The 16,739-nt window shown below is 40.2% G+C and carries 12 protein-coding genes; 6 read left to right on the top strand and 6 right to left on the bottom strand.

The window, feature by feature from the left end:
• The first annotated feature begins 180 nt into the window (after positions 1-180).
• Together V7K44_RS31835 and V7K44_RS31830 are read left to right on the top strand one after the other, a co-directional pair.
• The gene (locus V7K44_RS31835; RefSeq protein WP_094353136.1) at positions 181-477 is read left to right on the top strand and encodes a DUF3288 family protein; all 297 of its coding nucleotides are present in this window, start codon (positions 181-183) and stop codon (positions 475-477) included.
• Positions 478-1,225: 748 nt separating this feature from the next.
• Positions 1,226-2,188 (top strand): general stress protein, encoded by a 963-nt coding sequence (locus V7K44_RS31830; protein WP_334937876.1) that lies wholly within the window; start codon positions 1,226-1,228, stop codon positions 2,186-2,188.
• Positions 2,189-3,287: 1,099 nt separating this feature from the next.
• Here the strand turns inward: V7K44_RS31830 and V7K44_RS31825 are convergent.
• Entirely contained in the window at positions 3,288-4,802 is a 1,515-nt protein-coding gene (locus V7K44_RS31825; RefSeq protein ID WP_334937874.1) for an MlaD family protein, read from the bottom strand.
• Between the two features lie 94 nt (positions 4,803-4,896).
• Positions 4,897-5,679, bottom strand: coding sequence for an ABC transporter ATP-binding protein (locus tag V7K44_RS31820; RefSeq protein ID WP_334937872.1), 783 nt, complete (start codon positions 5,677-5,679; stop codon positions 4,897-4,899).
• A 634-nt stretch (positions 5,680-6,313) separates the two neighbouring features.
• Between V7K44_RS31820 and V7K44_RS31815 the strand changes: the two genes are divergently transcribed.
• Positions 6,314-7,354: a threonine aldolase family protein gene (locus tag V7K44_RS31815; RefSeq protein ID WP_334937870.1), complete on the top strand. Its 1,041-nt coding sequence runs from the start codon at positions 6,314-6,316 to the stop codon at positions 7,352-7,354.
• A gap of 167 nt (positions 7,355-7,521) precedes the next feature.
• Here V7K44_RS31815 and V7K44_RS31810 read toward each other — a convergent pair whose 3' ends face one another.
• Both V7K44_RS31810 and V7K44_RS31805 read right to left on the bottom strand, forming a co-directional pair.
• A complete protein-coding gene (locus V7K44_RS31810) occupies positions 7,522-7,962 on the bottom strand; it encodes a thermonuclease family protein (RefSeq protein ID WP_334937868.1) in 441 nt (146 codons plus the stop codon).
• Between the two features lie 143 nt (positions 7,963-8,105).
• Positions 8,106-9,374 carry a GAF domain-containing sensor histidine kinase gene (locus V7K44_RS31805; RefSeq protein WP_334937866.1) on the bottom strand — a complete coding sequence of 423 codons (1,269 nt, stop codon included), beginning with the start codon at positions 9,372-9,374 and terminating at the stop codon, positions 8,106-8,108.
• A gap of 599 nt (positions 9,375-9,973) precedes the next feature.
• Between V7K44_RS31805 and V7K44_RS31800 the strand changes: the two genes are divergently transcribed.
• From V7K44_RS31800 to V7K44_RS31790, 3 genes are all read left to right on the top strand, one after another.
• Entirely contained in the window at positions 9,974-10,489 is a 516-nt protein-coding gene (locus V7K44_RS31800) for a DM13 domain-containing protein (RefSeq protein ID WP_334937864.1), read from the top strand.
• Between the two features lie 252 nt (positions 10,490-10,741).
• Complete coding sequence (locus V7K44_RS31795) at positions 10,742-11,239, top strand: quercetin 2,3-dioxygenase (protein ID WP_334937862.1); 498 nt, start codon at positions 10,742-10,744, stop codon at positions 11,237-11,239.
• Positions 11,240-11,421: 182 nt separating this feature from the next.
• A complete protein-coding gene (locus tag V7K44_RS31790) occupies positions 11,422-13,878 on the top strand; it encodes a single-stranded-DNA-specific exonuclease RecJ (protein WP_334937860.1) in 2,457 nt (818 codons plus the stop codon).
• Between the two features lie 153 nt (positions 13,879-14,031).
• Here the strand turns inward: V7K44_RS31790 and V7K44_RS31785 are convergent, their stop codons facing one another.
• Entirely contained in the window at positions 14,032-15,378 is a 1,347-nt protein-coding gene (locus V7K44_RS31785) for an NAD(P)/FAD-dependent oxidoreductase (RefSeq protein WP_334937858.1), read from the bottom strand.
• A gap of 438 nt (positions 15,379-15,816) precedes the next feature.
• Positions 15,817-16,638 (bottom strand): NADPH-dependent oxidoreductase, encoded by an 822-nt coding sequence (locus V7K44_RS31780; protein WP_334937856.1) that lies wholly within the window; start codon positions 16,636-16,638, stop codon positions 15,817-15,819.
• Between the last annotated feature and the right edge of the window lie 101 nt (positions 16,639-16,739).

Genomic DNA, 16,739 nt, shown 5'->3' with positions numbered 1-16,739 from the left:
TAAGACATCAGGTGTACTTGCCGTCTACTAGGAGTGCTGAGTGGAGTACGGGGAAAGTCAAGAGTTGCAAAGTTGACAGTTAAGATTTCGGTATTTGACAATTTTTTTTTGTCTGTTCTGTTTTCCACTGTCAGCTAAACTTAAAATTCAGGACTTAGCACTCTAAACTCAGGACTGACAATGACTGAAGCAACGGCTGGTAAAGATCAACAACATCCGCTTTATAACCGCGATCGCCCCCTTATTGATATTTTACTCGCTCAAGAGGCGACAGACTATAATTTAGCAGAATTGGCTAGACTGCGAATGCGCTATCAAGGGTTTCCAGGGGCGAGAGACATCCAAAAAGACCTAGATAAAGTCTTGCAACAGTGGGGTTTGACCGAAGCCGAGCTTTTTGAGAAAACTCGTCAAATTCACGATTTGGGTGGAATTTACAAAAGCCGTGGCAAGAAAGATGAACAGGATTGGAATTAGTTATTCTTTTCCATTCCTAACTCCTGACTCAGCCCTGGAATCGCGTTGGCAAAGCCCGCCGTAGGCATCGCTAATTCTGTGCCTTTGCTTAATTCAGATGTCACTGTGAATTGTACACCATGTTTTTCTTTTATAATCTACCGGGAAATGGCTAATCATAAGGGAGTATTTTTACTTACTTGTTTAGTGATAAATAAATAGTCTAATAGTTTTTGGAATATTAAAATAAACCTTGCGATCGCTACCTCGTTTCCAGAACGAGATGAGTTTAGACGAATGGCACTAAAAAAAGATACAGCCCTTCCTCAGTCAGCCTTTAGGAAGGTTTTATTAAACAGGTTGTCCATCAAATCACACAGAATTCTCGGACTCCTTATAGGGAAAACCACAGTCAGGACAGAAGCGAAATTTCAAACACGTAATTTGCATTCCATGACCAAGCTCTAAGGATTTGGGATATCAACACAGGGGAATGTCGTTATGTCTGCGTTGGACATACACATTTAATTGAGGTTGTCCCGTGTCACTCACTAATAATAATTCCGTATCAGTTAGGGATCTTTCCGTCTTGGTGTATTCACTTTTTGACTTGCACCCTTGAGGGTATTATTGCCTACCTCATGAGCGAGAGAATGTATTTTATTACTAAGGATAGTTTTGAATTGAACCAACTCGTATTTAATATAACAAGTACTGAAGAATCAACTTTGTCAGTGATTAATCTTTCCCCTGCGACCAAGGAGTAATTATGGTTTTAAGTCAATATCAACGTGCTGTAGGCGTATTTACTCATCGGATAGATGCAGAGCAGGCAATACATGAGTTGAGAGATTCTGGCTTGGCGATGGAGAAAGTATCTGTAGTTGTGCAAAATTCAGATCGTAATCATGAGATTGCCGGTAATGAAGTGAAAGAGGACACTGGTGATAAAGCTGACGAAGGTGCAACAGTAGGAGGACTTTCAGGGGGAGCTGTTGGTGGGTTAACTGGTTTATTAGTGGGTCTTGGGACTTTAGCAATCCCTGGAGTTGGCCCAATAATGCTGGCTGGGGCAGCGGCAACTGCTTTAGTTACAACCCTTGTTGGAGCAAGTATTGGTGCTGCCACTGGGACTTTTGCTGGTGCATTAGTTGGTTGGGGAATGTCGTCAGAGCAAGCTAAAGCATATAACGAGCGAGTAGAGGATGGACACTATTTAATAATCGTGGATTGTACATCTTTTGAAATTGCTAAAGTACAAGAAATACTACAGCGTTGGGGTATTGAAGAGTTTGGCATTTACGAGCATTTCAACAGTGAATCTGAAACTACAAATTCTCTGACCACAACGACTTCTGCTACTGCAATTCCTAATAAAAGTGGGATGATGTCTAAATATAGTGTTAGTTGCTTTAATAGCATAGATAATGCTGAAGCGGCAATTAAAAATATGTGTATCGCAGGTTTTTCAGTAAACCAGATTTCCTTAATTTGCAAAGACTTTTCTCAATTGGTTGGGTTAACAGGCATTAATTTAAGTGAACGCTTTGACGCTATGAGGTTAGGAATAGCAGATGAGTGGGCACGCTTTTATAATGAGCAAATAGAGCAAGGCAATTACATAGTTATCGTTAGTGGCACAGATAATGAGCAAGATATAGCTAGGTCTATTCTGTGTAATTATGGGGTTCAAGAGTCTCAAATTTATGACCCAATGTTAATTCGTTCTTAAAAGCGGCTGCTGTCATTAATGGGAGCAAACTTATTTGAGTTTTGGAAGATACAGCAGAATTCAGAATTCACAATTCAGAATTCAGGAGTAAAACACAACACAGTCCAGAATGAGCAACAAAACCCAGATGTAGAGACGCGATTTATCGCGTCTTGAAAGACCAATTATCTACACCAATAACCTTTAACCCAAGCATATTGGAGTAATATCATGTCCGCATAATTAGTTATGCTAACCACAGTAATTACACCCCACCCCCAGCCCCTCCCGAAGAGCCTACGGTGTACACACATCTCTGTACAAAACCAAAATCCTATAGATCCTCCTAAATCCCCCTTAAAAAGGAGGACTTTGAGAGGTTTTTGCCCCCCTTTTTAAGCAGGGCTGTTTCATTCGATCTCTTAAGGATTTTGTCAAGAGTATGAGTCAGAAATTTGCTTGAGTGGGAGAAATAAAAACTACCACCTCAACCAGTAAATTTAAGTGTGAACGCCATTTTCTTGCCCAATCAAATTTTTTAGTCACTTGATTTTTTTGCTTGAAACGCTTGTAAATCAGCGCCTTTTAGGGAATGAAACAGCCCTGCCTTTTTAAGGGGGGTTGGGGGGATCAAAAGGCTCTGGCGCAACTCTAGAAGACTTGTGTGTACACCGTAGCCCGAAGAGCAGGGAGGCAGAGTAGTTTCATACGAAAAAAGAAAAATACATTAAGTCTTGATTTCTCGTTTTGCGGTATGGTTTTTTACCCCTCTCCAAACCTCTCCCCGAAAGGTCGAGAGGCTTTGAAACCCGGTTTTAGTTTTTCTCTGCTTGTATGAAACCACCCTGCTCCCGAAGAGCGGGGAGGGGAGACAAAGCGTAGCTTTGGCGGGGTGGGGTTCTTCGGGTTTAATAAGCAATCAAGTGGACATGATATAAAACACGCTTTATATCTGGGTGACAGATTTAGCTTGTGTACCTCGCCAACTTGAAATCTGCTGTATGACTAAGCAATGGGTTTTGCAGCCTGAAAACTCTACTATGCAAACAATCGACACCTTTCAAGGTTATACCGAGTGGTGTCGATGAGCTTCAACACATTCACCTGACAGTAAAATATCTTACTTAAAATTTTCAACAGTTTGGCTTTGCTCAGGGTCAACAGTGAGCGAAGCTGAAGGGTCTACCTGTATAGCCTCTTTCTCCGTCTCCAGTTGCTCCCGTTGCTTGCCATACTCGCGCAGCTGCTTCAAAAGGTTTTCTTGGGATAAGTTCGGGATAGACGGACTGGGACTTGGTTGAAGGTCGGTGTCGGTACTTGCAAAATTAGCTGCTGAGGGATTATTTACGTAGACTGGTAGCGACTTGTCATTAAACATCGCCTGTTGGGTTGGTGCTGGGGTAGAAATTAGATTCTTTGGTTTGCTCACAGCAGCTTTTACCGAATCTAGAGTAGTAGCCACCTGCACTTGTTGCTGCATCTGTTGTGTAGAAGATACTAAACCACTCAAACCATTCACCAATTGCCGCAGATTTTTACGGAAATTAGGATCGCCTGTCAATTCATCTAAATCAGATGTAATTTTTTGGGTATTTTCAAAGGTTACTCGTGCTGAATCTAAAGTTTGTTGCAGCAACACCGCATTTTTTGGATCGTTTAAGGTTTTAGAAGCATCGCGTAAATTAGCTGAGGCTTGGGCGGCATTTGCTGAAAGCGTTTCTAAATTGTTGAGTAATTCTCCTTGAGTCAATCGATTGACAGACGGTGATAAGCTACTGACTGTAACACGCAATTGGTTGCTGGTTTCGGTGATATTATTCAACGCACCAACCAGCGTCGAACGATTTGTTGTCAACAAATTATCCAGGTTATTCAGCAACCGATTTGCTTGAGTTGCAGTTGCACCGAATTTATTGACTGTTTGATTTGCGGATGTATTAAGTTGGTTTGTCGCCCGTTGCACTGAATTAGCCGTGGCTGAAAAGGTATTAAGTTGTACTTGTAAGCTTTTGGTCAAACCTTGTAAATCCTGACTTAGCTCACTAAAACTGGATGCTGCGCCTGTGGTAGTTTCTAAAACCCTATTGACATTTCTATAAAATTTTGGATCGTTGTATGCACCAGCTAGCTCAGTTGAACTACGAATTAGTTGATCGACACTGATACCAACCTGACCTTTTAACCGCGAGCCATTACAGACTATGAGACTGGTATCACAACTTTTATCTAGGGGTTTAGCAAGCACAACCCCAGTAGGCAAGGTTGCTTTTGGTGTGATGTCGATAATACTTTCGCTAATTAATCCGCTTTGATTAGCTTCCACTACTACATTACGGGGAATAATGAGGTCAGTTTGGGCAATTTCAATCTCTACATCAATGGCATTTGGGCCTGGTCGAACATGGGAAATAGTTCCTACCTTAACGCCACGATAGCGAACTGCTGCTCCCTTTTGCATTCCGCCAGCGTTAGCAAATTCTACAATAATTTTGTATGAACGGCCAGCAGCGGTGAATCTATTTAACCACAGAAAGAGTAATCCAAATACCCCTAGTCCTAGCAGGAGTAATAACCCCACAGAACCTTCTCTAAATGTTCGCCCAGACGCGAAGCGGCTTGTCATAAGACCTCGCATTTTTTTGCCTCCACCAACAACCAATAACCAATTAGGTGTTAAAAGTTAGGAGTTAGTAGTCAAATTTAACTTTTTACTCCTGGCTTTTAAGTTTCTAACCGGCAACTTTAATCGGGCCTTTAACACTTCCACTGATAAATTGTCTGATCAAGGGATGTTCTGTGTTGTATATTTCACTAACTGTACCTTGCCACTGCACTTTACCTTCATAGAGAAATATAAGTCTATCAGATGTACGGCGGATAGTGCTGTCCTGGTGGGTAACAACGGCATAAGTACTACAAACTCCATGTAAACATTGCAAGTGGCGGATTAAATCTTCGATGACTGTCGAGGCAATGGGATCGAGTCCGGCTGTTGGTTCGTCGTATAGTAGAACTTCTGGCCCTTCACTGGGATTATCAGGGTTAGACATAATCGCACGGGCAAAACTCACCCGTTTGCGCATTCCCCCGGAAAGTTCGGCCGGATAGAGGTGGCCTATTTCTGGCAAACCTACCATCTCCAATTTTTCGTTTACCAAATCTCGGATGCGCGATCGCGACAGCTTTGAATTTTGATAAAGTAAAAATCCCACATTCTCCTCTACTGTCAGCGAATCAAATAGCGCCGCCTGCTGAAATACCATACCAATGCCAACCTGCTGGCCGCCATCCTCAATCAAACCCTCTCGCCGCACTCCTTGCACATAAATTTCTCCTTCATCAGGACTAAGTAACCCCGCTATTACTCGTAAGATAGTTGATTTCCCAGTCCCTGATGGCCCAATAATTCCCAGTGCTTCTCCCCGGTAAACGGTCAAGTCTACATTATCTAGAACTTTATGGCTACCAAAGGACTTAGAAACACCTTTCAGTTCAATCAATGGTTCAGTCATTAGTTATTAGTCATTGGTCACTGGTCATTGGTCATTAGTCAGTAGAAAATAAACAAATGACCACTGAGAACTAACAATGGACAAATATGCCCAATAATGATTTCATACTTATTAGTAGGAAATTATTATTGTATAGTATATTATAAGTACATAATTAGCATTCTGATTAGCAAACTTTATTTTTTTAGCACAATATTTAGTTATTTGCGATGTTTAACGTCTTATAAATACGCTCAAACCAAGGTTGACGAAGACACCGTAGTAATTAAACATCTCAGTGATGTGAAAATAAGATTCCAGTTTTCTGTAGACATAAGCAAACTCATTTAATAGTATTACTATACTACTTAAGGTTATAACTAATTCAGAGAAAACTTACAGCAAAAAAAGCTAATTAAGTAGGTTGATACAAGATATAAAAATCAGGTTTAAGTTGTAAAAATCAAAAATTTCAGACTTCCAAATTTTTATGTAAGCCAAAAATCTGTTTTTTATAAATGATTAAGTATGGCTAATCACAATTCTTAGATAATTGTAGAGTTTGATAGTATTATCCGCCAATCTGAGAATTGGCAAAGTCAAAAATTATTTACTAGTATTGTAAAAAATACTGTTAAAAATCAAAGTAGAAATTATGAGTAGCCAATTAGAGCAGTTTGCAAGTGATAATTCCTCTGGTATTTGTCCTGAAGCACTGGAATATATGATTAGGGCAAATCAAGGTAGTGTTCCAGCTTATGGAAATGATGAATGGACTCAAAAAGCAGCAGATTATTTTCGGGAACTCTTTGAAATTGATTGCGAAGTATTTTTTACCTTTAACGGCACAGCTGCAAATTCTCTGTCTTTAGCTGCTCTTTGCCAGTCATATCACAGCGTCATTTGCCATGAGACATCTCACATAGAAACAGATGAATGTGGCGCACCTGAATTTGCATCTAATGGCTCTAAACTGCTACTTGCTCACGGTAAAAATGGCAAATTAACATCAGAGTCTATAGAGTCGATTGTTACTAAACGTACTGACATTCATTATCCCAAACCTAAAGTTATTAGCATTACACAATCAACTGAATTAGGAACTTTATATTCTATTGAAGAACTTTTAAGTATTAAAGAAGTTGCAAACAAATATAACTTAAAGATTCACATGGATGGCGCTCGTTTTGCAAATGCAGTTGCCGCTATGAATAAAAGCCCTGCTGAAATTACTTGGAAAAGTGGAGTGGATGTATTGTGTTTTTGTGGTACCAAGAATGGAATGGCATTAGGTGAAGCTATTCTTTTCTTCAATAAAGCGCTAGCAGAAGATTTTGATTATCGGTGCAAGCAAGCAGGCCAGCTAGCTTCAAAAATGCGATTTATTTCGGCTCCTTGGTTGGGTTTATTAGAAACTGGTGCTTGGCTAAAAAATGCCAGACACGCCAATCAATGTGCTGAATACTTAGAAAATCAACTATTAAACATAGAAGGCGTTGACTTGATGTTTCCTAGAGAAGCCAACGCCGTATTTGTGAAATTACCTGAAGAAGTCATTCACAGCTTAAAAGCCAAAAACTGGCAGTTTTATACATTTATTGGTGTGGGAGGAGTACGTTTTATGTGTTCTTGGAACACTACTCAATCAAGGATTAATGAGTTGATTGGTGATATTAAAAATGCAATAATCAAATAAGTGCAGCAATCCTAAAATTTAATACGATTCAGTTAAGGGTTATTGGTGTAGATAATTGGTCTTTCAAGACGCGATTTATCGCGTCTCTACATGAGGGTTTTGTTGCTCATTCTCAACTGTATTCTTTTAAAATTGCTTCCGCTTATTATAACTGATAATGTCAGTGCTTACTTGGTATGTAACTTCAATTGTAATTTTGATTGTTGCCACAAACCCAAATGCTTATTTTTAGCATTAGCTTCTGCAATTAAAAATTGGGTTTTGCTCTCATAGCAATTTTGTAAAGATTCTTGGTCAACGACGGCATTACCTGACTCTACCAAAAGTAGATTTACTGACCGATTATCTACAAACACTTCACCCGCTGGACGACCACTTTTAAGTTGTTCTGTGCTTCTAATCACGACAGGAGTTTGAGGTGGTAATAGCTGTTTTAGCCTTTGTGTTGCTGCTAAACCATAGCGCTTGTCAGTTGCCTCTGGTGCATTAATACACGCTAACTTGACTATAGTTGTTTGTCCTGCATTATCTTTAACCAAAATTGTGTTCCCATCTGTAACACCAACTACTGTACCTAACACCAACATTAGTTGAAGTAATTCCATCATTTTATATGTAATATTTTATGCACACATAGAATTTTATTTCGGTGCTTAGGTTACTAGTGTGATTTAGCTCATAAGTTGCAAATAAAAACAAAAGTAAAAAATATTATCATTGCCAAAAACTGGTGTTTATATCAATCAAAATTTCATTTAATAACTACAGGTAATTGAACACTCACAGTAGTTCCTGTCAAGAAGTCAGAAGAGATTAACAGTTCTCCATTATGAGCATTGACGATGCGTTTACTAATAGCAAGTCCTAGCCCAGTGCCACAAGCTTTTGTAGAGAAGAATGGCTGAAAAAGTTTGGTGATAACTTCCAATGGAATTGGCTTACCGCTATTATGGACATTAATGCAAACTTTATCTGTATCGGAACAATCTACTTTCAATTTAATGATATCTTCCCCTGCAACTGCTTCGCAAGCATTGCGAACAATGTTGATAAATACTTGTTTAAGTTTGTCCTTATCGCCTAAAATTTTTACATTAGGCGATGCCGGAATAAATTCAATTTGACGTTCTACAGCTTCTGGCATTTCACGAATGCATATAAGCAACTCATGAATAAATTCATTCACATTCAATTCAGAAAGTTGCAACACTTGAGGCTTGGCGTAGAGCAAAATTTCACTTAATAGACGTTCTAAACGACTAGCTTCGCTCAGTGCCAACGCTAATCGTTCTTGAGCAGATTCAGTTAAAATGGTTTTTCGGAAATATTTCAATCCCATAATCATTGTAGTCAAGGGATTACGAATTTCATGCACAATCATAGCGGCAAATTCACCAATTGCTGCTAGTCTTTCCTGCTCTAAAAGCTTGGCTTGGGCTGCTTGTAATTCTGCGGTACGTTTTTCTACCTCAGCTTCTAGAATATGATTAAATTTGCACTGTTGTTGATAGAGATGATAGTTGTCAATTGCTGTTGCAGCTCGTTCAGCAAACAATTCTACAACTTGGATGTCTTCTTTTGTAAAATCACGTGCTAGACGATTAAAAGAACAGATAGTACCAATCACTTCACTTTCAGCAGTCCGCAATGGTATCCCTAAATATGCACAATAACCTTCTGGAGCCTGTCCATACTCTGGGTGTTTTTGAGCATCTTTTACTGCTAATGATTGACCCATTTTGATAACAGTACCAGTTAGTAAACCATGTAGTGAATAAATATGTTCGCCTTCGCCCATTTCAAGGCTACTAGCTAGAACAGTTTCAAACCCCTCTTGGCAAAAGGTAACAACTGTCCAATCAACTCCAATGAGTTCGCTGACTCCGCAAGCAATGTTGTGCAAATAGCTACCCAGTTCGCCAGTTCGATAGTTCAAAGAAGATAAACGTGCTATTATTTGCCGCTCACGATGCCAAGTTTGCTTGTGCAACAATATTTCGTCATCACTGGTTTTGCTCATGGATGCCTATTGCATGGATTTTGAAGCCTGTTCCCGCAAGTTTGATTTGGGTAGCGGCGATTTTAATCGTTAAGTGTAAGAGTACTCCAAGTAAAAAAATACCCAATTGTCATTGCGAGCGAAGCGAAGCAATCCCAGTCTTTGCGATTGCTTCGCTTTGCTCTCTACGAGACGCTACGCGAACGCAATGACGGGTTTTGGCTCATTTATTTTTTGGAACACTCTAAGTTGATAGAAAGATTCTACTAGAGATATCTGCTATTTGTATACAACAAAATTATGAAATTTTACTTAACTAAATTTAAAATTATACAAGAATTAAATAAGTAAAAATAAGCGGTATCATTGTCAGTAAAGTTAAATAATTTTAGAAAATTATGCTTGGTTGACTTCAGTCTGTTACGTTTTTGATGATTTAGCTGTATTTTTTTATACTTAAAGGCTCACAAAAAGTTTAGGTTTTGCTGAGAAATCCATAAGAACTTTCTAAACAAAATCTCAGCTTTTTAGAGATTAATCCTTAGATATCCATAATTTTTAGACTAATTATATAAGCAATAATTCATTCAAATCTCAATTTAAAACCTATATTGTTGTTTATGAAAATCAGAAGTTTATTAATACTAATTTTGTCTTCCATTGTCATGATTAGCTGTGTCCGAGAAGTATCAACTAATGAGTCTAAAAAAGTTGCGATCGCAGTGAATACATCTGTTCCAAAATCTCCAACTCCGGCAAAGTCTTTAACCCCTTCTGTACAATCTCAGAAGTCAGGTACTTTTGTTTCTGGAGAACAGACAACTGAAGAAACAGTCAGTATTACTACCAAAGATAGTAAATCATTTCTAGAGCTTGGAGAATCGTTTAAAACCTCGGAATCAGGTCCAGATTTAGTCGTAATTTTGCATCGTTCAGATAATGTAATTGCTTCAACTAAGCCACCAGGTTATTCTTTAAAAAATGGAGATTATATCATTCTTGCCTCGTTAAAAAAATATAGCGGCGCTCAAACATATTCTATTCCTAACAATATCAATTTAGCAGATTATAAATCTGCCGCTATCTGGTGTCGCAAGTTCAATGCTACTTTTGGTGCTGCTAAGTTGAGTAGTTAATAATTAACTAAAAATCACGCAAAATAAGGAAAAGTATAGTAAAATTACTTGATAAAATCTGCATAAATTATGAATTAGTAATTCTTCGTTAATCTAGCTAGTACAGCATGGCGTAAATAAACATACTATTTCAAATGGCGCAAGAAGCTCGGAATATAATTTTTTTAACTTTTGATTTTTGACTCCCGCCTTGCGGTACTAGTGAGCAAAAAATTATCTAATTCCTAAAAAACATCCCACAAGAAAATCGCTATGACAGTCAATTTACAAGGAATATTACAGCAACCAGGACAAGGTTCTTCATATTGGGTGCTTGGAGATTTATATACCTTTAAAGCGGTAGGTGAAGAAACTGGTCAAGCTTATGCTCTAATTGAGATCGCTGTTCAACCACAAAACGGTACACCTCCACACATTCATAGTCACGAAGATGAAGCTTTTTATATTCAAGAGGGAGAATTGGAATTTCAGCTTGATGACCAGATTATCTTAGCAATTCCTGGAACCTTTCTTCACTCTCCTAAAGGTCAACTCCACAGCTTTACAAATATCAGTACAAAGCCAGCAAAATTACTTTGCTGGTTCACACCAGCAGGGTTAGAGAAGTTTTTTATGGAAGTAGGTGTGCCAGTCTCAGAGAAGACGCAATTACCTCGCGTTAATCCCGCAGACATCGAAAAAGCTTTGGCTGCTGCTTCAAAATATGGTCTTGAAATTATTCCCCCTTCTGTTGAACCTTCGCAGGTATAGCAATTCGATTTGATTCCTGAATTTAATGTGGAGGCAGAGATTAGATACTAGGGAATAGAAAAGAAGAAGTTCTATAGTACGATGAAATTTAAGTCGTATAATTTTAATTTCTTGACTTGCTGGAGATATTTTTAATTCTGTGATTTTAAGAGTTTTAACTTCTAAATCTTAACTTTGTTTGTATGCCAGAACAACAGCAGTGGACTATAGCAGCAACTGAACAACCACCAGAATGGTTTATCCAAGCAGTGAAACAGTATACACCTGCATCAAATGGACTGTATGCAGCGCAGTTGTTGTGGCAACGAGGTATTAAACATCGTCAACAATTAACAGCTTTTATCAACTATAAAGTTTATCAACCAGCAAGTCCCTTTGAGTTTGGGCAAGAAATGCATCTAGCGATCGCACGCTTGCAACAAGCATATAATACTAAAGAAAAGATTGCCATCTGGGGAGACTTCGATGCCGATGGCATTACTGCTACATCGGTACTTTGGGATGGATTGGGGCAGTTTTTCGCTCAAAATACTCAGTTAGTTTACTACATTCCCAATCGCCTGAAAGAATCCCACGGACTTAATAATCAAGGGATTGATAACTTAGCAAAAGAAGGTTGCAAATTAATAGTTACTTGCGATACAGGTAGTACAAATGTTGAAGAAATTATCTACGCTAAACAGCTAGGCATAGATGTAATAGTTACAGACCATCACACTTTACCAGCCGAGCGCCCACCTGTCGCAGCAATTATCAATCCCCGCTATTTTCCAAAAGAACATCAGTTATTTAATCTTTCTGGGGTGGCGGTAGCTTATAAGTTAGTGGAAGCGCTGTATCAAACTTTGCCCAATGTTGCTAAATATCCGTTGGAGGATTTATTAGATTTAGTTGCAGTTGGATTAATTGCTGACTTAGTGCAGTTAAGCGGGGATTGTCGCTACTTGGCACAGATGGGAATTCAACGACTACAAGAAGATTTTAAACAGCCAGCAGCAGCGCGGCGGCGTCCAGGGGTAGGAAGATTATTAGAATTGTGCCAGAAAAGTGGCGATCGCCCCACAGATATTTCCTTTGGTTTGGGGCCAAGAATTAACGCCGTTAGTCGCATTCAAGGTGATGCTAGTTTTTGCGTGGAATTATTAACTAGTCGCGATGTCAAACGTTGTAACGAACTCGCCGAAGTTACAGAACTCGCCAACGCCCGCCGCAAATCTTTACAAAAAGATGTGCAAGCACAAGTGGCGCAAAAACTTACTCAACTAGATTTATCAACCACCAGCGTTATTGTCCTAGAAGATGCCCAATGGCCTGCGGGTGTATTGGGCTTAGTCGCCGGACAGATAGCACAAGAAACAGGACGCCCGACGATTTTGTTGAGTACGGAAGGAGCAGGGGGAGCAGGGGGAGCAGGGGGAGCAGGGGAGCAGGGGAGCAGGGGAGCAGGGGAGCAGGGGGGCAATTCTTCTTCTGTGCCCCTTTGCCCCTCTGCCCCTCTGCTTGCAAGGGGTTCCGCTCGTTCGGTGAATTCTGTCGATTTATACCAACTGGTGAAAGAGCAAGCACATTTGTTACATCGCTTTGGGGGACATCCCTTTGCAGCAGGTTTGAGTTTGTTGGTGGAGAATATTCCTTTATTTACAGCGGCGATTAATCAGCAGTTGCGGCAATCTTTGGGTAGTACAACTCTAACGCCAACTGTACAAGCAGACTTGACGGTAACAGTTGCAGACTTGGGGAAAGAGTTATTTTTGGAACTCAAACTCCTAGAACCTTGTGGAATGGGTAATCCTGTTCCGAAATTGCTAATTCAAAACTGCTGGTTTGAAAATTCTTGGCATCGTAATCAGCAGGATTGGCAAGGGAAAAAGGTACAGTACATTAAAGCTGAGTTTGATATTCGGGATGATTCTAGCAGAAGTGCTTTTCCTGGCTTATGGTGGGGACACTATAAAGATGAATTGCCCATAGGAAGGTGTGATTGCATAGCAGAACTAGACTACAACACCTTCAAAAAACGTTATGAAATCAGATTGATTGCTGTCCGTTCTTCTGCTAATTCAGCACTCACTACTCAGCATTCACCCTTCATCCTAGACTTACGGAATCAGGAACACTCAGCAACTCAACATGGGCTAAACCTTAGCTATCCGCTAACAGGACTAATTATTCAAGATTGTCCCACGAATTGGGATGATTTACGTATGTGGTTGCGGCGATGTTTAGCGATCAGCCGCTCTACGTCTGGGCTTGAGAATAAGCAACAATTAGCGATCGCTTGGTCTAAACCTAACCATCAACCACCTAATCAAATTTGGCTGACTCTTGTCGGAATTGCCAAATATCTCAGTCGCACAAATCAACTAGTTACCCGCGGACAACTTTTAGAGAAAATTGGCATCAGCGACCAAACCTTACTTGTCGGCATCAAAGCTTTAAAATACTTAGGGTTCACAGTTCAACGACAAGACCGTTCTTTACAAATTACCTGGAATCCAAACGATAGTGCCGAAAACCATGCTGACGAAGCAGTTGCACGATTTTTAGCTGCTGTCCGAGAAGAACAATTTCAGCAACAGTATTTTGCGGAAGTTCCTTTATCTACGATTGTTGCGATCGCCAGCTATGACAGTAAATAATTTAAAGGGTTTATAGCGTTTGCTACACAGCCCCTGCCTCACTTCGACTAGCTTCCCTGCTCCCCTGCTCCCCTGCTCCCCTGCCCCCTGCGGTCTAAATGATAAGTCTTTAGCAGGACACGATATGAGTCATATCGGGTGCGAACCCTGAAGTTAAAGAGCTGTCCCAGAAGGCTCTTGCACCCTCTTATTAAGAGTTTTTCCTTCTACAAAACCATCTCGACCTGTAATCAATCTAGAGCGACGATTACGAGTAATATAATTCCATCCCCACTGAATTGCTACTACTATTTTAGTGTCAAACTCGATTAAGAAGTAGATGTGAATTACTAGCCAAAAGAGCCAAGCAATGAAACCTTTGAGTTTGACTAAGCCTAAATCTACAACAGCTAAATTTTGCCCAATCATCGCCAAAGTACCCACGTCATTGTAACGAAATTCTGGCAAAGTCTCACCTTTAAGCCTGCGTTTAATGAGTTTAGCTACATACTCTCCTTGTTGTTTGGCTACAGGTGCAACACCAGGTAAGGGTTTACCATTTTGATGGGAAAAGTTGCTTAAATCTCCCACTACAAAAATGTTTTTATAACCCTTGATAGACAAGTCTGGTTCTACAATCACACGTCCGGAGCGATCGCACTCTACATCTGTATTTTTTGCTAGGGCTTTCCCCATCGGCGAACCTTGAACACCAGCTGCCCACAAGATAGTTTTTGAGGTAATTTCTGTCAATTCATCGCCTTGCTTGAAAGTAACGATATTATCTTCAATCTTTGTCACTCTGGTGTTAGTGTAGACAGCCACACCTAACTTTTGCAAAGATTCTGCTGCTACTTTCGATAATTCTGGTGAAATGTGTGGGAGGATGCGATCGCCCCCTTGCAATAGTAAAATACTCGCTTCTGAGGTGTTGATGCTGCGGAAATCTTCTGTGAGAGTTTGGTATGCTAATTCTGCGATCGCACCGGATAATTCTACACCGGTGGGTCCACCCCCAACAATCACAAAAGTCAACAAAGCACGGCGTTTTTCTGGATCGGTTTCTTTTTCTGCCGCTTCAAATGCCGAAAATATCTGGCGACGCATTTCTATTGCATCTTCAACAGTTTTCAAGCCAGGAGCAAATTCTTTCCAGTTATCTTTACCAAAATAGGAATGGTTAGCACCTGTGGCGACAATCAATGTGTCATAAGGTACTACTTCATCACCCAAAATAACTTGTTGCGCTTTTGGATCGATATCATTTACTTCTCCCAACAGCACTTTTGTATTCTTGCTTTTGCTGAATACAGATCGCAACGGTGCAGAAATATCAGCAGGTGATAGCGTACCTGTGGCAACTTGATATAAAAGCGGCTGAAATAGGTGAAAGTTACGTTTATCAATGAGAGTAACATTTACATTTGCTTTCTTCAAAGCTTTTGCTGTATACAGTCCACCAAAGCCGCCACCAACGATAACAACCCGATGTGGTGCATTCTTTTCAAGTGAGACTTCCATCAGAAATATTTCCTTGTGTTAAGAAGTTGTAACTATTCTTAACAAAGATGTAACAGCATTATGATACTGGTTGCTGTCTATTTAGAACAATTGAAGAAATGATGAAAGTAGTCAAAGTTAGTTTTTATATCAAGTCCGGCTAATTAGTTATGATTCCCACAGTCATCGCGCCCTTCCCGCTTGCCGCTACGATGTATAAGCTGTCGCGCATTTAGTTTGCACAATTAGGGCGGGCAAGATGCCCACCCCACAAGAGATTTATTTTTTTGAGGATGCAAATTAAAATATTTTTAGCTTACATAAGTCTGAAGTCATTGATAAATATCGGTTTTACCCCACCCTAACCCTCCCCGATGCATTGGGGAGGGAACTGGATTTTCCGGTTTCCCCATCGAAGTTTCCCAAGTTGCCAAATCGATAATCTTGATTCTTCTTAACTTACAACAATTTGAAGCCAAGGTTATTGAGAGCTTCACGCAAGCGATCGCGTCCTCTCAATGATTCTACAGTGGCGATGCGTTGGGCTGAGTGTTCTGACCAATCACCAGGAACATTCATCTTTTGTTCAGTATAGAATTCTTTGATGATGTCGTTGTAGTGAGCGATCGCTTCTTCTTGTTCTGCCAATTTATAGGTTTCACGATGCAGCACAACTGACTGGGGCAACCTTGGCTTAATCGCCGCTTCTACTTCAGGATTTGGATAGCCTACACACAGCCCAAATACAGCATACACAGAGGAGGGTAAATTTAAAATCTCCGCTACCTCTTGCGGACGGTTGCGGATTCCGCCAATATATACTGTTCCTAAACCAAGCGACTCAGCTGCAACTGCGGCATTTTGCGCCGCCAACGTTGCATCGATTGTTGCCATCACAAACATTTCCAAATATTCCAGCGCGTCATGAGATATGCCGCGACTGTCAGCAACATGACTAAGACGCGCCAAATCTGCTAACCAAACCAAGAATAAAGGAACCTGCTTAATATGTGCTTGGTTTCCTGCCAGCTTAGATAACTCCTCTTTGCGCTGTTGATCTTCGACTGCTACCACACTCCAGGTTTGCAAATTCGAGGAAGTAGATGCAGATTGGGCGGCTGCAATTAGCAACTCCAGAGTTCCCGGTGGTAAAGGATCGGCTAGATAAGACCGAATTGAACGGTGAGATAGTAGTGCTGTTAAAGAATCATTCCATGCAATTTCGGGGTTGAAGGGAATTTCACCGTAGCGCGATCGCAGTAGTTCTGTAGGATTAGTCATAATCAATTCCAAAATTTACATTTTCAAATTTGCTACTAATACCAATTTCATCTGTAGGTGCATACATCTCTATGCCCCTACAGCCGATTCATTGTACTAGT

The organism is Nostoc sp. (assembly GCF_036917235.1).
Taxonomy (GTDB): Bacteria; Cyanobacteriota; Cyanobacteriia; order Cyanobacteriales; family Nostocaceae; genus Nostoc.
This window is presented reverse-complemented; position numbering and strand designations above follow the sequence as displayed.